Here is a 23,578-nt window from a genome sequence, read left to right on the forward strand (position 1 = left end):
TCCTTCAGCTTGGGCGGTCGGTGATCAGGCGAGCCACCGACGGCTCGAGCTTCTCCCGGACCTGCTGACTCTCGAGCTCGTCCGATCCGGTGCGAGCGATCGCCCGGGAGATCGTCCGCCCGTTCTCGTACTGCTCGATCACCCGCGGATCGACGTACGAGCTGCGGGCGACGGACGGCGTGTTGCCCAGGTGGCCGGAGACCTCCGTCAGCATCTCCTTCACCGCCTTCTTCGCGGCTGTTTTCGTCTTGGCCGGCTCGGCCTCGGCGAGATCCACCGCAGCGTGCACCGTGGCGGTCCAGGTGCGGAGATCCTTCACCGTGTACTGATCGCCGACCAGCTCCTGGAAGCGCTCGTTGATCAGGCCCGCGTTGATCTCGTGCCAGCCGTCCTTGTCGCGATAGACCAGCAGGCGTGGGTTGTCGTGCCGGCTGCGCTTGAGCGCGCTCACGGCAACCACCAGCTCGTCGTCCTCGAGCTCGAACGTGCGCTGGATGCTGCCCTTGGCGAGGTAGTCGAACCTCAGCAGCCCTTTGCTGATCCGCACGTCCTTGCGCAGCAGCGTCGCCGCTCCACGGCTGCCGGACTCCGCGGCGTACCGGTCGTTCCCGGTCCGGAAGACACCGTGGTCCAGCATCCTGAGGGCCGTCGCCAGCACCCGCTCGCGCGTCAGGCCCCTCACGCAGAGATCCTGGTTGACGGCCTCGCGGAAGTCCGGGAGACGATTGGCGAGCTGCTTGACCCGGTCGTGCTTGTCGGCGTCCTTCGAGCTACGCCACTCGACGTGGTACAGGTACTGCCGCCGCCCTGCTTCGTCGGTACCGACTGCCTGGATGTGCCCGTTCGCATGCGGGCTGATCCAGACATCCTTCCAAGCCGGCGGTATCACCAGCGTCCGGATCCGGTCGATCACCTCGGCATCGGAGATCACCTTGCCATCGGCATCCAAATAGCTGAAACCCTTGCCCCGGCCGCGGCGCCCGAAGCCAGGACCGTCAACCTTGCTCCGCCTCAGTCGCACGGCCCGTCCGTCCCCTTGTCCACAACGACCGCCGGTACCGACGACCAGACCCCAACAGCCGCCAGCGCTTCGCAGACGTCACGATCGGTCGCGACCAAATCCAGTCGGCGGCTGGCCGCCCAGCATCGACGCTGCGCGACATCCACCAGGTGGCGCAACACATCATGGTTCACCGGGTCGACCTCGGCCTCGATCACCAGCACCACGCCGGTCGTGCCCCGATCGCATGCCTCCAGCAACATTTCTCGCGCCGCCGCCGCGGTCGCCTCGTCGAGGACCCCACCGACAACAATGCGCGCGACACCTGCGTCGTACTCGCACCGCGGATCCATTCGCTCGACCGCATCGCGCTCCACGACCGTCATAGCCCACTCCCCGTCAGTCATCACCAACCATCTCGCGCGCTTCCTGACGAGAGAATCGACCGGTACCCACCCATTCGGCGCAGTCAAACCTCCGACCGCCAGTTCGGGTCGAGGCTGTTTCAGCTCAGCTGGTACGGAGCGTTCACGATGGCAGTCAGGTCCGGACGGACAGCAGGCACAGTCCGCGCTCGGTGATCTCGTGCCGCACGGAGCAGCCGGTTCGCCGAGTCGTGATCAGCCCGGCCGCCCGGAGGACGGCTGCCTGATGACTGGCCGACGCCGCTGAGACCTGGCAGATCTCGGCCATCTGCGTGGTCGTGCAGCCGGCCAGCGTCGCGGCGAGGGCGCCGGCCCGGGTCGGGCCGAGCAGCATGCTGAGCGCGTCGTTGCTCCGGCTGCCGAGATCGAGCCGCGGGTCGTGCAGACCCGACGCGTGGTGGATCGGGTAGACGAGGATCGGCTGCAGCAACGGGTCGCGCAGCTTCGTGGGCGCCTGCCAGCAGAACGCCGACGGTTGCAGCCGGATCCCTCGCCCCTCCAGGTGCAGGTGCCTCTCCCGCATCCCCAGTACCTGGAGCTCGGGAGGTCGCCATCGCACTCGCGGGTGCAGCGACGACAACAGGTCGTCGACGCCGAGCCGGGCGAGCGTCCGGCCGCGTTGGGCCTGGTCGGCCGCTACCCGGCTTCCGATCGAGGTCCAGAACGGCGCGATGGCCGTGTCGTGGTAGGACCGGATCGCCCCGTCCAGCCTCCGGAGCGCGTCCGAATCACCTCGCGCCAGTTGGTGAAGCCAGGGTGAGGCGGTGTGCTTGCTGCCCAGCAGTGACAACTGATGACGCAGCGATCGGCGCGGCGTGGACAGAACCGTCTGCAGTCCGGTCTCGAAGTCTGCGACCGGCTCGGTCGGAGTGAGGAAGTCAGGTGAGTACCCGGTGGCCGGGGCCAACTGGAGCAGCAGCCTCAACTGCTCGGCCGGCACCTTCGCCCGTACTTCGCGCCGCCAGTCGCCGAACACCAGCCGGCCGTCCCGGTGCTGGACCATGTGCAGACTGAGCAACAGCTCCCACATCGGCGCCGGGCCGGAGGCAATCGTGATTCGTCTCAGATCTTCGGCGGTGAAGTGAATCCGAAGCACGGTGCCTCCTCCAGGCCACTGGTTCGATCGAACTGCCGTGACAATCAGTGAAGCAGCGCGCACCTAGTGTGTCTGGAGGCTGACATGAAGCGGTCAGGGCGACAACCCTTTCGGCGAGGGACTAAAGCCTGGACGAACTCACCCCACCGGAATGCTGCCCGGCCAGTCGTCAACCACAAGACGTCGCTGGGCGGAGTCCCAGAAGCGGTGCCCGAGGCTGCCGTCGGCCCTGCGGAAGTACACGTGCTGCTGGTTGCCGATGGCATAGCCCGCCGGGCTGGAGGTGACCGGGCCAGGCCCCGTCCAGGTGTCGCGGGCCGGTGGCTGAGCCATCCCCGGAGTGCTGAACCAGTGCCTGAGCGAGTCGTCCGGCCCGCGCCCGAAAACGTGCTGTTCGGCGCCGAACACATAGGCCGCCGGATCTCCGGCCAGCTCGCCACCCCAGTCCTGACGTACGAGGTTGTTGTCCGACCGATCGTGGAAGTAGTGCGTCAGGCGGTTCGTGGGACCGCGAAAGAACAGATGGACCTGATCGCCGATCGCGTAGCCCGCGAGGCCACTCGCCACCGCTGCGGCCGGTCCCCAGGTCTCCCGCAACGGCGTCGTGGTCTGCCGAGGTGAGTACCACCAGTGCCGGACGGTTCCGTCCGGGCCGCTACCGAAAACGTGCAGCTCGTCGAGAAAGGTCAAGGCGATCGGCCCACCGATCAGCTCGCCACCCCAGTTCTCGGTGACCACAGCTCCTGACGAACGGTCGTGGAACCGGTGCTCCAGCCCACCGTTCGCGTTCCGGTAGAAGACATGCTGCTGATCGCCGTACGCGCAACCGGCGGGAGCCGATCTCACCGTCCCGGGAGCGGCTCCCCAGTCGTCCAGCCGCGGAAGGTCGTCGAGCTGGCCAGGTGCTCCGGTCCAGTGGGCCAGCGAGTCGTCGACGGTCCGGGCGAACACATGGTGCTCCTCACCGTGCTGGAAGCCGACCGGCTGACCGGATACAACGGGGCCGGCCCATCGCTCGGCGACCAGGCTGGAGCGATAGCGCCAGTGCAGAATGCCGCCGGTAGTGCCCGCGGAGGCCAGAACATGTTGCTCAGTGGCCTTGACGAAGGCGCGGCCGGGCAACCCACTGGTGTCCGACAGCCAGTAGCCGGTGCCCGGAGCGTGGCCAACCTGGTTGATCAGCGGCACGAAGTCGCCGTACCTCGGCGCGGTTTTCGGGGAGCCCCAGGTGATCTGGGCCAGCGAGCGCAGTGGAGCAGACAGGGTGGCGCCGATCTCTGCCTCGCCGATCGAGGTACCGACCGGAACCCAGACGTGTGCCTTCGCGCCGAGCAGCCCCGGATGATCGTCCGCGACCGCGCTGCCGTGGAACGCCCCCACCCTGAACTGGTCGTAGACGACAGCAGGATCGAGCACACTCGGCCCACCAACGTCGTAGTACAGCTGCTTGAGGTGGCAGTTCTGCAACCGGTACCCGGACCCCAGCAGCTCAGCCGCGGACCGGCCCGAGTCCAGCCAGTGCTCGATCAGCACGTTCTGACTGATCGGGACGACCGCGTTCGGATAGATGCCGTCGTTCCAGATTCGCAGCGTCCGGCCGCGCGCCCGGACCGCGTCGTTGACCCGCCCGACGAAGCCGTACACCGTGTCCCGTGCGGTGGCAGCCGAGCCGTAGTGCAGCTTGGCGTAGGTCTGGAGCTGCGGATAGTCCTCGTACCGGCCCCCGATCAGGTACTCGTCCGCACCCGTGTGCCAGTACGGCGAATCGATCGCCGGGACCAGCTCGTCGAGTTTGCTCCGGGCCCAGTCGTAGCCGGCCTGGATCGACAGGTCCAGACTCTGCGGCCGGTCGGGGACGCCCCGAGCCGGATTGCCCCGCAGATACGGACGGCCCGGAACTCCCTCGAGGTGACCCGGCATGTTGAACTGCGGGATCACTGTCACGTGGTAGCGGCGAGCGAACTCGGCGACGGCGGCCATCTCGCTGACCGTCGCCTTCGGGTAGCCGACGTACAACCAGAGCATGTTCATCTTCAGGAACGCGAGTTCCCGCACCTGGTCGCGCCACCACCTGCTGGTGAACTGCTTGTTCTCGTTGGCGACCAGCAGACCCCGCTCCGGGTAACGAGGCCAGTCGCGGATCGTTCCCGCGGCAACGGTGGACGAGACCCGCAGGAGTTGCAGCACGGTGCGGGTGCCGTAGAAGACTCCTGCCGCTGCCCGCGCTTCGATTCGGATCGTGTCACCGATCGTCAACCGGTATCCCTCCGTCCCCAGGTCCGGGTCGGCGGTGCTCAACGTGAGAAAGATGTCTCCTGGTGACGGCGTGGACAGCTGGACAGGGCTGAGCCGTCGGCCGGACACCTCGGCCAGGTCATCGCTGACGGTGGCCGCGGTCAGCGTCAACGCACCGGCCGCGGCGACGTCCACCACCAGCCTCGTCGCGGACGTGAAGCGGAAGGCCCCGCTACCGGAAGTCCACTGCTGGACAGCAGGGATGGTCGGTACCGGGGCCGACGCAGCATCCTCCGCTCCGAGCGACTGATGCGTCTGTGGCCGGCCGATCATGGGCCCGGCAGCAAGGGCTCCCATCGAGCCCAGCACGGTTCGGCGGCTGACAGTTGCCATCTGGATCACCCTCGCTGGCCGGAGTTGCAGGTCCGCGAGTCATCGAACCGCTGATCGGCGCCGGCCGCAGCCTGTTCGTGCACAGCCGAAAGCGTGGTTCTGGTGGCGACACTCGTTCAGACTCGCCAGCACCGATCGATCCGGAGGTAGCTGCCGATGACTTCGTTGCGCCGTAATCCGGCCGTCTGCGCACTGGTGCTGGCGGCCCTCGTGAGCACAGCTGTCCAGCACCACCCCGGAGCCGCGCTGGCTGCGGGCCTGACATCCCCAGCCGCCTCGGTGCGTACGTTCGAGACCGAAACCGTCGGCCAGCCGGCCACCGGGTGCATCACACCGACCGGAAAGTCGGCGGCCGTCGTGACGAACCAACGAGGGCGCTCCGGTACGCGGTCGCTGTGGATCAACGACCGCTCTGCCACCGCGCAGGTCGTCGTACAGTGCCCGATCGCCCCACAGCGCGGCGCGAACCTGCGGGCCGCGATCTATCCGGTCGGTCTCACCAACGGATTCACCGCCTCGCTCCTCGGCCACCTTCAGTCCGCCCCGAGCCAGACCCGGTTGGCGTTTCATCTCGGGGTCGTCGCCAACGGCGCGATCCAGTGGTACGACGGCGCCAGGTGGTCGGCCCTGGCACCTCCCGGAACGATTGCCTCTGGCAACTGGCAGACGATCGCCCTGGAGGTTCCGGCCGACCAGCGGTCCGTCACCGTCTCGGTCGGCGATCGCGTGATCGGAACCGCCCAGCCGGCCGACCCGTCGGCGCTGATCGACATCAGCGGCTACCAGTTCTCGAGCAGCGGCACGGCCCCACAGGGCGACGAGGTGCTGATCGACGATCTCACCGTGGCCGAGGCCAGAGGATTCGAGACCGAGCCACTCGGCGGAGTACCGGTCGGTTGCGGGACGCCGTCGGGAAAGCAACCGGCGACGGTCAGCAGCACCAGAGCCGGTCAGGGCAGCAGATCTCTTCTCGTCGACGATCGGTCGACCACGACTCAGGCAGTCGTCGTCTGCCCGGTAGCGCCTCAACGCGGACTGGACCTGGAGTTCGGTGTGCTCCCCACGAGCCTGGCCAACGGCTTCTCGTTCGCCTTGACCGGACAGTTGGAGGGCGTGGCGGGTGAACCTCGTGTGGTCTACCAGGTGGCAGTGTTCGCCGATGGCTCGGTGCGCTGGTTCGACTGGCTCGGCTGGACACCCCTGACTCCTCCGGGTGCGGTGCGGATCGGCACCTGGAGCACGGTGCGACTTCGGATTGCGCCGGACCAGGAACTTGCCCAGGTGCTGGTCGACGGTAGCCCGGTGGGCGTCCTCGGTCCGGTCGGCGTGCGCGCCGTCGCGAACATCACCGGCTACCAGTTCGCCAGCTACGGAACAGCAACCGCCGGCGACCAGGTCTTCATCGACGACCTCACTGCGGGTGCGGCTGTACCTCTTCCGCCGGTCGGAGGCTCCACGCTGCAGGTCGGGGCCGACGTCACGGTCGAACACTCGACCGGATCACCCCTGCAGATGCCACACTCGGCCGTGGCGATCCCCGGCACCGCCCCCGAGGTACTGACCACCTACGCCGCCCACGGAGACGCAACCGGAGCGGTCGGCACCCGACTGACGTCGAGCCTGGACGGCGGGCTCAGCTGGCAACGGCAGGACGCTCGCAATCCGCTGCCGAACGAGCAGTCGTACCACTTCACCCGGCTCCGCGACGGCACATTGCTGGCGGTGCTCTACCACACCTTCATGACTCCCGGCTCACAGAACAGGAAGGCGGATGTGGTCACCGCGATCTCGCGGGACCAGGGCCGCAACTGGACCCATCGCACCGGCACGATGACCGCTCCGCAGCCGATGCGGCCGATCGACCCGAACTCCAGCCGGCCAGGGCGGACGATGGGCGGCTTCGTCCTGGTCCACAACGCCGTCGAGGATTCCGACGGCACCCTCTACCAGTCCGGTTACGGCTACTTCGAGGGTGACCCGAAGTACCGTCAGATCCTGCTCGCCTCGACCGACGGCGGCACCAACTGGTCGGTCCGGGCGACCATCGCCGTCAACCCGAGCCTGTCCACGGACCCGCGGTACGAGGGCTTCGACGAGGCCGCGATCGAGCGGGTCGCCGACGGTTCTCTGCTCGCGGTGATCCGGACCGGCAGCTTCCAGCCGATGTACGTGTCGCGGTCGACCGACAACGGATTCCACTGGACGACCCCCGTCCCGCTGAAGGCCGGGCCGAACGGGCTGACCGTGACCGGGGTCTATCCCACCCTGCTGGCCATGCCGAACGGGAGACTCGTGCTCTCCATCGGCCGCCCCGGCCAGTCGCTGCTCGTCTCCGACGACGGTTCCGGCGCTACCTGGACCGCTCCGATCACGATCGACTACCGCAATTCCGGCAACGGCACGATCGTTGCCACCGGCCCGGACCGGATCGTCGCGCTCGGGGACCGGGGCGCGGACTGGGCGCCGGTCAGGCCGGCCGCACCTCGCATCTGGTCTCGCAGCGTCGTCCTCGACAGCGTCTGCGACCGGACGATCAGCGGGCGGCACCACGGTGACCTCGAGATCGACACGGGCACGGTGTGTCTCGACCAGGCGACCGTCGTCGGTTCGATCAGGGTCGGCCGGCAGGCAAGCCTGATCTCGAAGGATTCCAGCGTCACCGGCGGCGTCTCCGCGACCCAGGCCCGGACCCTCTCGATCTGCGGCGGCGTGGTTCACGGCTCCGTCAACATCACCGCGACAACCGGCGTGCTGATGCTGGGAGCGGCCAACCGCGGTTGTGCCGCTCCCCGCTTGGCCGCGACGCCTGTGCTCACCGGCAACCAAGGCCTGGTGCGCCAGGAGACGCTATGAGACCTCCCACACCTCGCTACTCACGTACATCTACTTGCATACATATACATCATCGCATATATTGATGGCATGACCGCGACCGTGCAGCATCGACTGGCTGTGATCTCGGAGCCGAACCGGTTCCGGATCGTCGAGTTGCTGAAGGACGGCCCGCGTTCGGTCGGCGGCATAGTCGACCAGCTCGGCCTGGGGCAGCCGCAGGTGTCCCGGCACCTACGGCTGCTCGCGGAGGCGGGCGTGGTCGAGGTGACCAAGCAGGCCCAGCAGCGGATCTACCGACTGCACCCCGACGCGATGCATGTGATCAGTGACTGGGTGCAGGGCTTCGCCGCACTGTGGGCGGAACGGATGGATCGCCTCGGCGCGCTCCTCGACGACGACCGCGCACCCGAGCAGAACCCGTGAGGAGGTCGACCGTGCCCGACGGCATCGTGATCGACACAACGAACAACACCGTCCACATCAGCCGCACCTACGCCGCAGGTGTCGACCGCGCCTGGTGGGCGTGGACCGACGCCGAGGCGATCAGCCGCTGGTGGGGGCCGCAGGGCTGGGCTGCCACCGTGTACGAGATGGACGTGCGCCCCGGCGGTCGCTGGCGGTTCCAGATCGCGCCGGTGGACGGATCGGCTGCCGCGGTGCGCGGTGTCGCCACCTACAGCGTGGTCGATCCGTGGGCCGAACTGGCCTACGACGACACGTTCGCCGACGAGGCCTGGCAGCCCGACGGCACCGACACCTTCCCCACCACGGTCACCTTCGCCGCTGCCGGCACCGGCTGCACCGTCGACGTCGCGGCGAGCTTCCCCGACGGTGCGGCGCTGCAACGGGCCGTCGAGCTGCAGATGGCCGATGGCTACGCCGAGGCGCTCGAACGGCTCGCCGGCCTGGTGGACCCGCAGGACAACCCCCACTGAAGGAGAAACGACCATGCGCACCATCACCTCGACCGACGGCACCACGATCGCCTACGAGCAGACCGGCTCAGGCCCCGCGATCATCGTCGTCAGCAACGTCGCGGAGGACCACGCCGCCGTCGCCGGCCTGGTCACGGCGTTGGCCAAGGACTTCACCGTGATCAGCTTCGATCGTCGCGGCCGCGGCGCCAGCGGCGACCCGCAGCCCTACGACCCGGCACGCGAGATCGAGGACATCTCGGCGCTGATCGACGTCCTCGGTGGCACCGCGGCTCTGGCCGGCGGGTCCGGTGCATGTGGGCTGGCACTGGATGCGGCCAGCGCGCTCGGCGACAAGGTCAGCGGCCTCTACCTCTACGAGCCTCCGTTCATCGTCGACGGCTCCCGGCCGCCAGTTCCTGCCGACTCCGTCGAGCACCTGGAAGCGCTGGTCGCGGCCGGCAAGCGCAGCGAGGCCAGCGAGTACTTCATGACCGAGGTGGTCGGCGTCCCCGCCGAGTACCTTCCGATGATGAAGGCGGACCCGTCATGGGAGCAGATGGCTGCCTATGCCCACACCTACTCCTATGAATTGCAGATCTGGCGCGGCCTCCAGGACGGCAAACCACTGCCCACCGACCGCTGGGCGATCGACGCGCCGATCGCCGTCGCCGTGGGCGGCAACGGCGAGGCGTTCATGCGCACGGGCGCCGAGGCCCTGGCCGCGATCCTGCCGAACGTCACCGTGCTGACTCTGGCCGACCACGACCACGGGGCCTTCTGGGCGGCCCCCGATCCCGTCGCCGAGCAGGCCCGCACGTTCCTGCTCGGCTGACCAATCGATCGGCCTGCCCAGTAGCTGACTGGTCTACCCGCGCAGGGCTGACGGCATCGGCCACTCGGTGCCGGTCGCGAAGTTGCCGTGCCACAGGCCCGAACCGAACGCCGTACCGGTGGAGCGGCCGACATAGACGTCGTTCAGCGGGCCGCGGGTGAACGTGATGACGTCCGACAGCCCGTCACCGTCGAAGTCACCGGTTCCGGGGACCTCGGTGCCCTTGGCGAAGAAGTCGTTCCACTGCACCGTGCTTCCGGTGAACGATCCACCGGTGGAGACTCCGACGAACACGTCGGCAGCGTCTCCGCCGGTGAACGTGACGACGTCGTCGCGCCCGTCGCCGTTGAAGTCGCCGACGTCGGGGGTCTCCGCTCCGAGGGCGAAGAAGCCGTTCCACACCACCGCGCTGCCGACGAAGGACCGGCTGTTGGAGAGCGCGACATAGACCTTCGCGGTCGAGCCGCGAGTGAAGGTGGCGATGTCGTCCATACCGTCCCCGTTGAAGTCACCGACGCTCTGGACCTCGGTCCCCAGGCCGAAACTGCCGTGCCACAACCAGCCGTCCTCGACGAACCGGGAGCCGTTCGACAGCGAGACGTAGACCAGCCCGGCGCTCCCCCGCGTGAAGACCACGATGTCGTCCTTGCCGTCCCCGTTGAAGTCACCGACCATCGGTACCTCGGAGCCGACGGCGAAGTGCTCGTGCCACAGCACCGACGGCGCGAACCCGGTCCCGGTGGACAGGGCGACCCAGACATCCGCGGTGCTGCCGCGGGTAAAGGTGACCAGGTCGTCCCGCCCGTCACCGTTGAAGTCGCCGGTCTGCGGGATCTCGGTCCCGGTGGCGAAGAAGTCATGCCATTTCACGCCGTCGCCGGCGAACGACGTACCGGTCGAGGTCGCCACGAAGACGTCGGCCGGAGTCCCCCGGGTGAAGGTGGCCACGTCGTCGCGGCCGTCGCCGGTGAAGTCGGTCTCGGTGCTCTTCCGCACGGTGGCGCCCAGCACCGGGGTTCTGGCGCCTTCGTTGCCTGCAGCATCGACCGCCGCGACCTGGTAGTACCGTTGCTGCCCGCCTCGCACCGCCTGGTGGAGAAAAGCCGGCGCCGGTGTCGTTCCGACCAGGGTGGTGACCGTGCTCGCCGAGGTCCCCGAGTAGACCTTGTACTGCGCGACTCCGGAGGCGTCGACCGGCGGGTTCCAGCCCAGCAGCACCGAGTGGTCCCGGGGCGTCGCCACTGCCCCGGTCGGGGCGACCGGAGCGGTGTTGTCGGCGTACGGCGCGACGACGCTTGCCGCCACGTATCGAGCGGCAGTCCAGGCAGGGGCGCCCGTCACCGGAGTCAGCGTCACCGTCACCGCCGACTTGCCCGAGGTGGCCGAGCCGGGCAGCGGGAACTCGTCGGACAGCCACCGCATCTGCGGATTGCCCAGCGGTTGCCGCCAGTTCCCGACCGGCACGCCGTCCACGCTGACCGCGACCTCCTGGTACTTCGCCGCCTGGTCCGCCGTACGCCGGAGCAGGACGCCCTGGTTGGCCGGGTCGACCGCGACCCGGAACGACGCGGTACCGGTGCCGGACCGAACCTGGTCGGTTCGCGGCAAGCTGTCCAGATCCCCCTCGTAGGTGCTGGTCAGCTCGGTCTGGGCACCGGAATCGGTGTACTGGTGCGCGATCCGATCAGCAGCGTCACCGACATCGACCGCGTCGGTCTCCCGGGTACTCACCGTCGGCTGGGTGTAGAGATACGCCGTGGACCCGTAGTCGACGAACCAGTCGTTCTGCTGGCCGTGCTCGATCCCGAACCGGAATCCGCTGTTGTAGGACACCGCGTCGCCGATCATCAACCGGTAGACCCCGTCGCAGGTCCGGGCACATCCCGCTGCCTGCTGCTCGTGGCCGGGGTTGCCGTTGAACGGCGCGGTGAACGCACCGCCGTAGAAGTACCAACCGCCCTCGTAGAAGTCCTCGGTCCCGGTGCCGTGCTGTTGCGGGGTGCTCGATCCGTCGACCTGGATCCGTTCGTCACCTTCCAGGTAGCCCTGGTTCACGCCGGACTCGGCGCCGATCGACATCGTGTGGGAGATCCCCACGAACTTGCCACGGCCGGACTGGTCGACCACGGTCCAGTCGTCGCCGAACGCCGGACGTCCCGCCTTCGAGACAGCCGTGAAGTACGCCGCCGGCCCACCGGGTGCGAGGTCGGCGGTCCACTTCGGGTCCGGCGCCTGGGTGAGCTCCACCTCAACATTGCTGATCGCCACACCGCTGCGGTTGACCAGGGTGACGGTGGCGTTCGACCGGTACGGCATCGGCCACCAGCTGGTGAACCAGCCACCCGCCGCTGGATCCGCGGCGAACATCAGGGACCGGACCGGGTAGGCGCCGAGTCCGGTGCCGAAGAACTCGCCGACCGGCGAGTCGACGGTGGTCCGTCCGTCGTAGCTGATCCTGAGCCGCAGACCGGCCAGCGTCGCGTCGGAAGGCGTCGCGCCGGGGAACCGCAGGCGAAGCCGGCTGATCGCGCCCGGACCGTCGAGTGATCCGAAGGCGACCTCGGCGTTGTTCGCGACGGAGCGAGTGCTGGTGGTCGTGGTGGAACCGGGCTGCGCGGGCTTCGGGTCGGCCGTTCCCGCGGCCGCGAGCCTCTGCAGGACGTCGGTGGCGGGATCGGCGGGATCGAACCGGGTGATGCCGTCGGCGTCGGTGAAGTGCCGGTAGTTCACGTGGTAGAAGAGCGGGTTGCGCTGGACGACGATCTGCATCGACTGGCGGTACGGCATCGGCACCTTGATCTGGAAGCCACCGCCGGACCTGGTGTGGTTGGCAACCAGCGGGCTCTTGAAGGGTGCCGGCCCGACCCCGTCGGTCACCTCCTTGAGCGAGCGGTTGAGCACCGCGACACCGTCCAGCGTGATCGAGATCGTGCCGGTGTCGGTGACGTCCGGAACGCCGTTGCGCAGCCGGGTGAACCAGATCGAGTCGATCTGACCGGGCCCGCTGTCCTCGGCGATCACGCACCCCGCCGGGATCTCCTTCAGACAGGAGTACTTCCCGTCGAACCCGTCGTTGTTGCTGCCGTCCCGGGCGAACCCGGAGAACATCCGCGCACTGGTGCCGGGAGACAGATACGGCAGCTGATCGAGCGCACGGTAGGTCTGCCAGCCGACCGGTCCTTTCGGCAGCGCGGCGGCGATCACCGCGGTCGAGGTCACCGGCAGGGCGATCAGTGAGGTGAGCACGATCGCCAGGGCGGTGACCATCGTGCCGAGCAGGCGGGGACGAACGGACATCGCAGCTCCTGACGGTGAGACTCGCATGATGGGCAACGATCCGGTCCCGCCCGCTACCCGAGCGTCCAGCGTTGGCAGGAGCCGTTCCAGTACGGCCAGGTGAGGAGATCGGCGCCGAGGGCCGAGCTGCAGCCGGCCACATCGAGCGACCGGCCGCCGGTGAGTTGCAGGATGCTCCAGCTACCGGCGATCGCCGGCTCGATCCGCCAGCGCTGACACGGTGAATCGCCCAGGCTCCACAGATGGACCGCGGTACCCGCCGATCCGGGACAGCCTGGTACGTCGATCGTCTTACCGCTGCTCGGGTCGACGATCTGGTAGACGTCGTCGCCCAGCGGCTTGATCTGCCATCGCTGGCAGGGGCTGCCGGGCACGGCGTCCCAGAGCCTCATGTCCGCCCCGTCGGCGTTGACGCAGTTGGCGACGTCGACGACCCGACCGCCGTTGACCGACCGAATCAGATAGCGGTTGTCGAGTTGCACCGCATTGAGCGCCGGCCGCAGGATCCACTGCTGGTTGGCGTTGGCGGTGCAACTGTCCTGCACGATCGGGACGGAGTTGCCGAGACCACCGCCCTGCGCGGCCGCGCACTTGGCACTGTGGGCGAACTTCAGCCGGACCACGGTGTCGTAACTGCTGCCCTCGACGTACTCGACCGTGAGCTGCTGGTTCCCGGTGCCGATGCAGGGCGACTGCACCACGGGAGTGTTGTCGCCGGTCTGCTGAGCTCCGACGTTGAGGCAGCGGGCCTTCCCGTCCACCTTCACTCCGTTGGCATGTACGGTCCGTACCTCGAACTGCTCGGTGCCGGCCACCTCGGCCAGCCGGAAACGCTGGTGCAGCCCGCCGAAGCAGTCGTACTGCTGGAATCGCTCGGAGTCGTTCTGGCTGGCGTTGAAGACCTCGAGGCACCGGCCGCTGCCCCGGTTGACGAGCTCGTAGGAACGCTCCTCGATATCGAACTTCGGGCCGGTACTCGCGCCGACCGCGGTTTCGCGCCAGCCGAGAGTCGCCGGACCGAACGCGGAACCGGTCGAGGGCACCGTCCAGACCTCACGCCCGCCGCCGTCGAGCGAATGCACCAGGGCCACGTCGTCCTTGCCGTCGCCGGTCAAGTCACCGACGCTCAGCGCGGTCCGGGCCGGGTCGAAACGGCCGGTGTCACGCCAGCCCTGCGTCAAAGTCAGCGCCGAACCGGTGGACCGGAAGACGTTCAGCGCCAGGTCCGTCTGAGCGTGTTCGTACGACGCGACGATGTCATCGCGACCGTCGCCGTCGACATCGGCCACCGCCGGCTTGCTGCGCTCCCAGCAATAGGTTCCGGCACCGCTGTCGTGCAGAGCTACCGGCGTACCGGCGAAGGCCGACCCGGTCGAGCGGAACATCTCGGTGGTCGTCCGGCAGGCACCGAGGTTCTTCATCGACACCAGGTCGTCGCGGTTGTCACCGTCGATGTCCGCGAGCAACGGTGCGCTCTGCGCCCAGTCACCCTGACCCGCCACCGTCTGCAGCCAGGTCTGCGGGTCGCTGAGGGCGCCGCCACGGAACACCAGCGTGCGCCAGGTGCCGTCGCCGTTGCCGAGCTGGACCGCGATGTCGGACTTGCGGTCGCCATCGACGTCGCCGGTGACGATCCGGGAGGCACTGAGCGCCCAGCCGCTGGTACCGCTGTGCCAGACCGGGCTCGAGGCCGCGTCGTAACGGTTGCCGTCGGACTTCAGCAGATAGAGAGCGATCCGGCGGCCGGCCTCCTCCCGGAACAGGCCGATGTCGGCACGCCCGTCGCCGTCGAAGTCACCTTGCACCGCACGGCTGCGGTAGAGCGCGAACCCACCGTTGTCACCGGTGTCGAAGGCGATCGTGCCGGTGTGCAGTCCACCGGCGTTGGCGATCACGTTCCAGACCGCGGTACGGCCGAAGCCGTGGTCCAGCACCGCGGTCACGTCGGCGCGGCCGTCCCCGTTCACGTCCCCGCGGCGGTACTGGACCGGCGGACTCTGGCCGTCGGCGCTGAGGTCCCAGGCCTGGGTCGACGGGCTGACATTACCGGCCCGGTCGACCGCCTTCACGTACAGGCGTTTGGCCGGTACGCCGCTCGCATCCGGCCAGACCGTGATCGGCACCTGCGCGCTCTGGTCGGGGCTCGCCTTGATGCGCGAGGTGACCTTGTCCTGCTGGAAGCCGTACACGTACTCGGCCACGTCGGTGTCGCCGGCGGCCGGGCGCAAGGTGACCACGCCGGTCCGGCCCACCGGCCGGCCGATGTCACCGTCCGGCCAGTCGGTCGAGGTCAGCCGCGGCGTCCCCGGCCGGACCGTGTCCACGGTGAAGTAGCAGCGCGCGCTGGCCGGGCCGAACTCGATCCCGTCGCCCGCGACATTATCGTTGCTTCGAGCAACATAATAGTAGGTGGTGCCGCCGGTCAGCTCTCCGGCCGGCACCTGCGGCCAGGCGAACGCGGCCCCCGAGGTGGTCGCCGCGGAGTCGAGCTCGTACTCGGCGACGTCGTCGGCGGCCCGGTGGATCGACAGCCGGGTCACGATGTTGTCGCCGTCGGGATCACTGGCCACGGCCGAGAACTGCGGCTGGGTGCTGCCGATCACCGTCGGCGCCGTCGCCGTACCGCAGGGACGTGGCCTCGTCAGGTTCACCTTGATCGGCATCCGCGGCCCGTTGTTGAACGTGACGACGATGCGAGCCGTGCCGGGAACGAAGTACTTCCACTGGTAGCGGTTGCCCTCGTTCGCGGCACGCAGACCGAAACCGATGACCGGGCTGCGCTGGTCCGCGACAGCCTGCATCAGGCTGGTCAGCGGCCCGGAGGCGAAACCCATCGCCTGGTTGGGCTGGCCGCCGCCGGTCCAGGCGTTCCCGCTGGCCTGCGCCAGGAAGGCCAGCCAGTGACCACCGGAGTTGTTCCAGGTCAGCGGAACAGCCGGGTCGATCGCCGCCGTCTGCCACAGGTCGACCGGCGTCGCCGTTCCGGACGGGCTGTGGTCCAGGACGATGTCGAACCTCGCCCCGATCACCCGGCTCCCGTGGATCGGTGCTGTCTCCATCTGGAACAGCGAACGGTACATATTGCCCGACTGGTCCCAGGCGTAGCCGACCTTCGGCCCCTGCGCCCGGTCGTAGTTCCAGTAGGACTGATTGGGGTACAGCCGGTTGACGTGGGTCCACCGGTAGTCGACGCCGGCCCAGGAGGGGTCGATGTAGAGCGGGAAGCGGGTAGCCGCACCGGTCAGTAGCTCCGGATCGGGGCGCACCAACAGTTCGGAGCCGGACTTCGTCGTCGGAATCGTCGCATGCCGTGCCGACTGGGCCCCACTGCGCCGGGCCGCCGTCTTCTCTGCCGCCGCCGCGTCCTCGGAGGGGCTGTCCCACATCACCGCCGAGCCCGCGCTGAAGACCACTCGACCGCTGTCGTCCTTCGCCACAGTGGTGCCGTCGGCGGCAGTGCTCACGGCGAGCCCGGCAGCCTGGATCGGGAAGCGCAGCGTTCGCAGGGCAGGGTTGAGGGCAGCCTTGCGGTTCTTCACCACCAGCACCTGGGCGAACCCCGCGGGCTCGGCCCTGAGCAGGAGGTCGACACCGGGCAGCACCTCGCGGTACGACGCGGTGTCACCGCTCAGCACCGGCCGGGGAAGCCGTCCGCTCCAGCCCATGGTCACCTGACGGTTCTTCTGTCCGAGGGTGACCAGCCGGGCGCCGCTACCGCCACCGGACAGGATCAGCGGGGCGACCGTGACCCCTGGCCGAACCATTCCGTCCGGGCCGAAGCTCAACTCGGTGTCGATCGCCGCCCAGCCGCTCCCCTTCCGGGCCCGTACTGGTTCGGCGTACTGCTCCATGGTGTGCAGCCCGGACGGCTCGGCGAAAACCCGCGTCGTCTCGTCGCGGAGGTGAACCAACTCGATCCGCTCACCCGTACTGCTCGCTCCCGCGACCGGAGATTGCCCGACTGCCGCACTCCGGACGTCGGCAGCCGGAGCGGCGACGACGATGCCCGGCGACGCGATCAGCGCCAGCGACAACGCGGCCAGCAGGATGGTCGTTCTGTGCATGGTCACCGGCGTCGCCCTCACCCTGGGTCGTGGTTGGCCAGAACCATGGCATGTCGTGGGTGGATCGGACAGGTATTCGTGCTGGGACCAATAGATTGTCCGTCCCGCCGGACCTCGTGACACTTCGACCACCAACGCCACTGCGCGCAGGAGGACCCGCCCATGTCCCGTCCGACCCGCCGGCACCTTCGCCGAATCCTTCTGTCCGGTACCGCCGCAGTGACAGCTCTGGCGGTACTCGTCTGTCTGCACGGACCGGCGGCCGAGGCAGCTTCCGCCGGTCGCACGCCGGACGACCCCGCGTTCACGCCACGCACGGAGAAGTCCGTGCGGGGCACCTCGGCCGCGGTCGAACCTCGCCGTGCCGACCCGGCGGAGAAGCAGGCCCGGACCGCGACACCACCGGTCGCCTGGCCGCGGGCCCGAACGGCGGAGGTCGTCGTGCCCGCGCCGGCCGTCACCTCCGTCGAGTGGGGCGCAGTCCTGGCCGGGCAACCGGGCACACCGCGCGGCGTGATGGCACCGGCAGCCGGTACGCCGATCCGGGTCGGCCCGACCAGAGCTGCCAACCGTTCGGCCTCGGTGAGGGATCGTCAGGTCGCGGCTGCCACTCCCGGTCGGGTATCGGTCCAGATTCTGGATCGTCAAGCTGCCACCGTGCCCTTCCGCCTGACCCGCACCGACGGAGTCGCGGTGGCCGGGCCGGTGGCGATCGAGTTCGACTACCAGGCCTTCGCGAATGCGTACGGCGGTGACTGGAGCAGCCGGCTGCGCCTCGTCAGACTGCCCGAGTGCGCGCTCAGCACTCCCGCCGCGGCCGGCTGCGCCGCGGTGCCGCTGCCTACTCGGAACGACGGATCCGGACTGTTGACCGCCGATGCAGTTGCCACAGGCAAGCAGGCAGACGGTGGCCTCTACGCTGTGCAGGCAGCGGCCGCGGGCGGCGCCGGAGACTTCAAGGCCTCGGCATTGTCCCCGTCCGGCAGCTGGCAGGTCGGCGGGCCGTCGGGTGACTTCAGCTGGAGCTACCCGATGGAGTTGCCACCGAGTACCGGAGGCCCTGCGGCCGAGGTATCGCTGGAGTACTCGTCGGGCTCCGTCGACGGCCGGACGACCTCCACCAACAACCAGCCGTCCTGGGCCGGAGAAGGGTTCGATCTCAACCCTGGTGGCGCGATCGAACGTCGTTACGCGTCCTGCGGGTCGAAGTCCGAGCAGTCCGGGAGCAACGGGACCAAGCCGACCGGCGACCTGTGCTGGGCCACTGACAACGCCACCTTCGCCCTCGGTGGCAAGAGCGGCGAACTGATCCGCGACGACCAGACCGGCGTCTGGCGGCCCCGGGTCGACGACGGCACCAGGGTCGAGCGGATCACCGGTGCCGTCAACGGGGACAACGACGGCGAGTACTGGGTGATCACCAGTGCCGACGGCACCAAGTCGTACTTCGGTCTGAATCGGCTCGCCGGCTGGACCTCCGGCAAACCGGAGACGAAGTCCACCTGGACCGTCCCCGTCTTCGGCAACCACCAGGGCGAGCCCTGCTCCACCGGGACCTTTGCCACCTCGCACTGCCAGCAGGCCTACCGGTGGAACCTCGACTACGTGGTCGACCGGCAGGGCAACACCATGAGCTTCTTCTACGACACCGAAATCAACAACTACGGCCGCAACGTCACCGCCACCGCGGTCTCCAGCTATGTACGGGCCGGCAACCTGAACCGGATCGAGTACGGCCAGCGCGACGGCCAGGCCCTGACCACCCCCGCGGTCGCCCGGGTCGTGTTCAGTACCGCCGAGCGATGCATTCCCGGCAGCGCCTGTACGCCGAGCCAGCCGGCGACGTACCCGGACACTCCGCTGGACCAGGTGTGTTCCAGCACCACGAGTTGTCCGAACAAGTTCAACCCGACCTTCTGGACCCAGAAGCGGCTGGCCAAGGTCACCACCGAGGTCTGGCGGGGCACGGGCTTCGCCCCGGTGGATAGCTGGACACTGCGGCACAGCTTCCCGGACCCGGGTGACGGCACTCGTCCTGGTCTGTGGCTGGCAGCGATCAGCAATGCCGGCCACGTCGGCGGCGCGATCAGCACGCCTGAGGTGAACTTCACCGGCCTGCAACTGCCGAACCGCGTCGCCGGCACCGACGGCATCCCGGTGATGAACTGGTGGCGGGTCAAAGCGATCCACTACGGCACCGGTGGTGAGCTCGCGGTGAGCTACTCCCCGCAGGACTGCAGCCTGCCCGGCAATGTTCCGGCTCCGGACACCAACGGCAAGCGCTGCCATCCGACCAGATGGACCCCGGAAGGCCAGGCCGAGCGGCAGGACTGGTTCAACAAGTACGTCGTCACCGAGGTCACCGAGTCCGACCGGGTCTCCGGGCTGGAGCCGGTGGTCACCCGGGTGGAGTACCTCACTCCCCCGGCCTGGCGCCACGACGAGGAGGACGGCCTGGTCGAGATCGGCCGCAAGACCTGGTCGCAGTGGCGCGGCTACGAGCGGGTCCGGGTCACCAAGGGCAGCTCGGCCGGGCGGCAGTCGGTGGTCGAGCATCGCTATCACCGTGGGATGGACGGCGACAAGCTCGCCGGCGGTGGCCAGAAGGACGTCCGGCTGACCGACTCCACCGGTGCGGTGGTCGAGGACGTGAACGCGCTGTCCGGCGTACTGCGTGAGCAGCTCACCTACGACGGCTCCGTCATGGTTTCGCGCAGTGTCACCGATCAGTGGATCTCCGCGCCGACCTCGACCAGGGTCCGGACCTGGGGTACGACGCAGGCGTTCAAGGTGGAGGAGTCCGCCACCCGTCAGGACGAGGCGGTCGACGGCGGCCTGCGGAAGAGTTCCTCGGCCAACAGCTATGACAGCACCGGCCGGCTGACGGCGAGCCAGGACGCCAACGACCTGTCGACGACCACCGATGACACCTGTACGCGGTACGAGTACGCACAGAACCCCGCGACCGGACTCCAGGAGCTGCGAAGCCGGCAGCAGGTCGTCTCGGTCCCGTGCGCCCAGAATTGGACGACCGGCGATGTGATCAGCGACGAACGGATCTACTACGACAACGCGACCAGCCACACCGCCCCGCCGACGAAGGGGAACCCGACCAGGGGTGAGCGGCTGACCGGGTTCGACGCCAACGGCGTACCGCAGTACCAGACGGTCTACACCGCCGAGTACGACGCCCTGGGCCGTCAGACCAAGCTGACCGACGCGATGAACCGGTCGACCAGCAAGTCGTTCACGCCGGCCGACGGCGGCCCGGTCACCCAGACGGTCGACACCGACGCGAACGGGCACACCACCACGACCGACCTCGACCCCGCCTGGGGTGAGGAGACCGCGGTCCGGACTGCGGACGGACGGACCAGCCAGATCGCCTACGACCCGCTGGGCCGCACCGACAAGGTCTGGTTGCAGGGCCGAGACCGCACCCAGACACCGGACATGGACTACGACTACGTGCTGAACGGCGACGGAGCCGGCGTCATCACCACCAGGACACTGCAGACCGACGGCTCGATCGACGTGGAGAAGGAGCTGTTCGACGGTCTCTCGCGATCGCGGCAGAAGCAGGAAGCCGCGGCCGGCGGCGGGCGGATCGTCACCGACTACGTCTACGACTCCCGCGGCAACGTGGTGAAGGAGAACGGCCAGTACTACAACGACGCGCCGCCCGGCGACGACGTGCTGTTGCCGGTGGAGGCAGAGCTGCCGACCCAGAAGCTGCTCGACTACGACGCCGCGGACCGTCCGGTCACCGAGCGGTTCGTCTCCGAGGGCACCGAGAAGTGGCGGACCAGCTACGACACCACCGCGGCCCGGCACACCGTCGTACCGCCGGCTGGTGAACAGCCGATCGCCAAGTACTCCGACGTGCAGGGACGCCTGGTCGAGCAGCGTCAGTTCGTCGCCGGCACCCCCACCGGCAGCTACGACTCCACGAAGTACGCCTATCACAAGGCGGGCCAACTGGCCTCGGTCACCGATCCGGGCGGCAACGTCTGGCGCTTCGACTACGACCTGGCCGGCCGGAAGATCCGTGAGATCGACCCCGACAAGGGCACCACGACCTACACCTACGACTCCGCCGACCGGTTGCTGACAATGACCGACGGCCGGGGCCAGACGCTGGCTTACGCGTACGACGAGGCCGGCCGCAAGACGGCGATCCACGAAGGATCGCTGTCCGGAACCAAACGCGCCGCGTGGACCTACGACACGATGGGCAAGGGACTGGCCACTTCGTCCACCCGTTATGTGGACGGGAACGCCTACATCACTTCGATCTCCGGCTACGACGCGGGCGGGCGGCCGACCGGGATGCAGCTGACCCTGCCTGCCTCCGAGGGGGCGCTGGCCGGGACCTATTCACTCAAGAACACCTACAACGCCGATGGCGAGGTCGCCACCAGCGAGCAACCGGCGATGGGTGGCCTCCCGGCCGAGACCCTGCGGTTCGGATACAACGCGAAGGACCTGCCGACCACACTGACCGGGCTGACGCCGTACGTCACGAACACGGCCTACACCCCGTACGGCGAACTCGAGACCCTCACGATGGCCCAGGGTGCCGGTAAGTGGATCCAGCAGAAGTACGAGTACGAGGTCGGTACTCGCCGGCTGTCCCGGGTCGTCACCGATCGCGAGACCGCGCCGCGGCGGATCTCGAGTGTCACCTACGCCTACGACCCGGCGGGCAACGTGCGGCAGATCACGGACACGCCGTCGTCGCAGAGCGGCGAGCCCACCGACACCCAGTGCTTCAGCCACGATCATCTTCGCCGGCTGACCGGAGCGTGGACCCCGGCCGACGGCGACTGCGGTGCGGCTCCGAGTGCCGGGGCGCTGGGCGGCCCCGCGCCGTACTGGCACTCCTGGACGATCGACAAGTCGGGCAACCGGACCTCGGAGGTCCGCCGCACGGCCGCGTCGACGACGACCAGCACGTACGAGTACCCCGCGACGGGGCAACCCCGGCCGCACGCGCTGCAGAAGGTCACCACCACCGGACCGACCGGGACGAAGACCGACACCTACGGCTATGACGCCGCGGGCAACCAAACCGCCCGCGCCAAGGCCGGCGTCGGCGAGACCTTCACCTGGGACGCCGAGGGCGAGCTGCAGAAGGTGACCCGGGGATCGACCACCACGTCGTTCCTGTACGACGCGGACGGCACCCGCATCCTGCGCCGCGACGCGACCGGCACCGCGCTGTACTTCGGCGACAACGAGCTGCTGCTGCAACCCGACGGCAAGCTGGTCGGCACGCGGTACTACGGGCACGCCAACCAGACGATCGCCGTCCGCACCAACGGCAAGCTGACCTGGCTCGGCGCCGACCACAACGGCACTCCCAACCTGGCGATCGACGCCGACACCCAGACCTTCCAGCGCCGTCGCAGCACGCCGTACGGAGAACTGCGCGGCGCCGCTCCGACCAACTGGCCCGGGGAACGTGGGTTCGTCGGTGGAGTCACCGACACCTCGACGGATCTGGTGCATCTCCAAGCCCGCGAGTACGACCCCTCCACCGGTCGCTTCATCTCGGTGGATCCCGTCGCCGACTACGAGGACGGTCAGCAACTCAACGGGTACGCCTACGCCAACAACAGCCCGGTCACCTACACCGATCCCGACGGCCAGATCGCCTTCATCCCGATCATCATTCTCGCGATCCGGCTGGTTCCGGTCGTGGTCCGGATCGCCCGGGCGATCCCCACGGTGGTCAGGGTCACCACTCCTGTCGTCCGGACGGTGGCCACCACGGTCATCCGCAACCTGCGGAGCTTCTGGGGATGGCTGACCCAGGCCGTCTCCACGGTCTTCCGCTCGGTCACCACCTGGATCACCCGGGCGATCACCGTCATCAAGCGAACGGTGGAGACGGTCCGGCGGTTCGTCCCACAAGTCGTCCGGACCGTACGGCGGGTGCCGGTCAAGGCCAAACCCGCTCCCCATCGAGGAGCCGGGCCCCGAGCTCGCAAACCCGCCAGTGTCGGCAAACACCGTGCCAGGGCACAGATCCGCAACACCCCCAAACCGCACAAGTCCCGGGTCAAGCTGGAGACCAACAGCCCGAAGTCGTCCGGGGCCGGCCGGCATCGCTGGGCCACCGCGGAGCAGAAGCGAGCCGGCGAACGACTGTTCCACCAGAACCCGAAATTCGCCTTCCGCTCGATCGAGAGCGGCCCGAAGTACCAGGTCGGACAGCTGCGGGACCGGCTCGACGCGGCGATGGAGCTCGCGCAGCCGTTCGACCCCTGGAGCATGGACGCCTACAAGGGCCCACAGCTCGAGTCGCCCGAGTACTACCCGGACGGCACGAAGAAGTTCGGCAATCCGGCGAATCCGAACGAGGTCGGCGTACCGAGATCCCGCGGTGGACGCTTCGCTCTCGGAGCCTCACTGCTGCTCCAGCTGATCAAACAGGTCCTCAAACCACCTGCCAAGTAAGGCCGTTGTCTTCGGTTGCGCT

11 protein-coding genes are annotated in these 23,578 nt (G+C 68.5%); 5 read left to right on the forward strand and 6 right to left on the reverse strand.

The window, feature by feature from the left end:
• Positions 1 to 4: 4 nt before the first annotated feature.
• The 4 genes from AB0P21_RS27385 to AB0P21_RS27400 form a co-directional block, all read right to left on the reverse strand.
• Positions 5 to 1,021 (reverse strand): DNA topoisomerase IB, encoded by a 1,017-nt coding sequence (locus AB0P21_RS27385; protein ID WP_363700073.1) that lies wholly within the window; start codon positions 1,019 to 1,021, stop codon positions 5 to 7.
• A complete protein-coding gene (locus AB0P21_RS27390) occupies positions 1,012 to 1,386 on the reverse strand; it encodes a hypothetical protein (RefSeq protein WP_363700074.1) in 375 nt (124 codons plus the stop codon). Before AB0P21_RS27390 ends, AB0P21_RS27385 begins: the two co-directional genes overlap by 10 nt.
• A gap of 154 nt (positions 1,387 to 1,540) precedes the next feature.
• Positions 1,541 to 2,521 carry a transcriptional regulator gene (locus tag AB0P21_RS27395; protein WP_363700075.1) on the reverse strand — a complete coding sequence of 327 codons (981 nt, stop codon included), beginning with the start codon at positions 2,519 to 2,521 and terminating at the stop codon, positions 1,541 to 1,543.
• Between the two features lie 138 nt (positions 2,522 to 2,659).
• Positions 2,660 to 5,149: a glycoside hydrolase family 20 zincin-like fold domain-containing protein gene (locus AB0P21_RS27400; protein WP_363700076.1), complete on the reverse strand. Its 2,490-nt coding sequence runs from the start codon at positions 5,147 to 5,149 to the stop codon at positions 2,660 to 2,662.
• 156 nt (positions 5,150 to 5,305) lie between these two features.
• Here AB0P21_RS27400 and AB0P21_RS27405 point away from each other — a divergent pair, with 156 nt between their 5' ends.
• The 4 genes from AB0P21_RS27405 to AB0P21_RS27420 all read left to right on the forward strand — a co-directional run bounded on the left by AB0P21_RS27405 (position 5,306) and on the right by AB0P21_RS27420 (position 9,733).
• On the forward strand, positions 5,306 to 8,002 hold the full coding sequence (locus tag AB0P21_RS27405) for a sialidase family protein (protein ID WP_363700077.1): 2,697 nt from the start codon (positions 5,306 to 5,308) through the stop codon (positions 8,000 to 8,002).
• Positions 8,003 to 8,071: 69 nt separating this feature from the next.
• Positions 8,072 to 8,407, forward strand: a complete 336-nt coding sequence (locus AB0P21_RS27410; RefSeq protein ID WP_363700078.1) for a metalloregulator ArsR/SmtB family transcription factor — start codon at positions 8,072 to 8,074, stop codon at positions 8,405 to 8,407.
• 11 nt (positions 8,408 to 8,418) lie between these two features.
• Positions 8,419 to 8,919, forward strand: coding sequence for an SRPBCC domain-containing protein (locus tag AB0P21_RS27415; RefSeq protein WP_363700079.1), 501 nt, complete (start codon positions 8,419 to 8,421; stop codon positions 8,917 to 8,919).
• A 13-nt stretch (positions 8,920 to 8,932) separates the two neighbouring features.
• A complete protein-coding gene (locus tag AB0P21_RS27420) occupies positions 8,933 to 9,733 on the forward strand; it encodes an alpha/beta hydrolase (protein ID WP_363700080.1) in 801 nt (266 codons plus the stop codon).
• 33 nt (positions 9,734 to 9,766) lie between these two features.
• Here AB0P21_RS27420 and AB0P21_RS27425 read toward each other — a convergent pair whose 3' ends face one another.
• The gene (locus AB0P21_RS27425) at positions 9,767 to 13,030 is read right to left on the reverse strand and encodes a DUF2961 domain-containing protein (protein ID WP_363700081.1); all 3,264 of its coding nucleotides are present in this window, start codon (positions 13,028 to 13,030) and stop codon (positions 9,767 to 9,769) included.
• A gap of 53 nt (positions 13,031 to 13,083) precedes the next feature.
• Positions 13,084 to 17,094 (reverse strand): RICIN domain-containing protein, encoded by a 4,011-nt coding sequence (locus AB0P21_RS27430; RefSeq protein ID WP_363700230.1) that lies wholly within the window; start codon positions 17,092 to 17,094, stop codon positions 13,084 to 13,086.
• A gap of 162 nt (positions 17,095 to 17,256) precedes the next feature.
• Between AB0P21_RS27430 and AB0P21_RS27435 the strand changes: the two genes are divergently transcribed.
• Positions 17,257 to 23,556, forward strand: coding sequence for an RHS repeat-associated core domain-containing protein (locus tag AB0P21_RS27435; RefSeq protein WP_363700082.1), 6,300 nt, complete (start codon positions 17,257 to 17,259; stop codon positions 23,554 to 23,556).
• Positions 23,557 to 23,578 lie beyond the last annotated feature (22 nt).

This window comes from Kribbella sp. NPDC056861 (assembly GCF_040687575.1).
Classification (GTDB): domain Bacteria; phylum Actinomycetota; class Actinomycetes; order Propionibacteriales; family Kribbellaceae; genus Kribbella.

Coding starts and splice junctions, on each gene's coding strand:
- AB0P21_RS27390 (WP_363700074.1), bottom strand. CDS start 1,386: ATGACGGTCGTGGAGCGCGATGCGGTCGAGCGAATGGATCCGCGGTGC.
- AB0P21_RS27400 (WP_363700076.1), bottom strand. CDS start 5,149: ATGGCAACTGTCAGCCGCCGAACCGTGCTGGGCTCGATGGGAGCCCTT.
- AB0P21_RS27405 (WP_363700077.1), top strand. CDS start 5,306: ATGACTTCGTTGCGCCGTAATCCGGCCGTCTGCGCACTGGTGCTGGCG.
- AB0P21_RS27410 (WP_363700078.1), top strand. CDS start 8,072: ATGACCGCGACCGTGCAGCATCGACTGGCTGTGATCTCGGAGCCGAAC.
- AB0P21_RS27420 (WP_363700080.1), top strand. CDS start 8,933: ATGCGCACCATCACCTCGACCGACGGCACCACGATCGCCTACGAGCAG.
- AB0P21_RS27425 (WP_363700081.1), bottom strand. CDS start 13,030: ATGTCCGTTCGTCCCCGCCTGCTCGGCACGATGGTCACCGCCCTGGCG.
- AB0P21_RS27430 (WP_363700230.1), bottom strand. CDS start 17,094: ATGCACAGAACGACCATCCTGCTGGCCGCGTTGTCGCTGGCGCTGATC.
- AB0P21_RS27435 (WP_363700082.1), top strand. CDS start 17,257: ATGTCCCGTCCGACCCGCCGGCACCTTCGCCGAATCCTTCTGTCCGGT.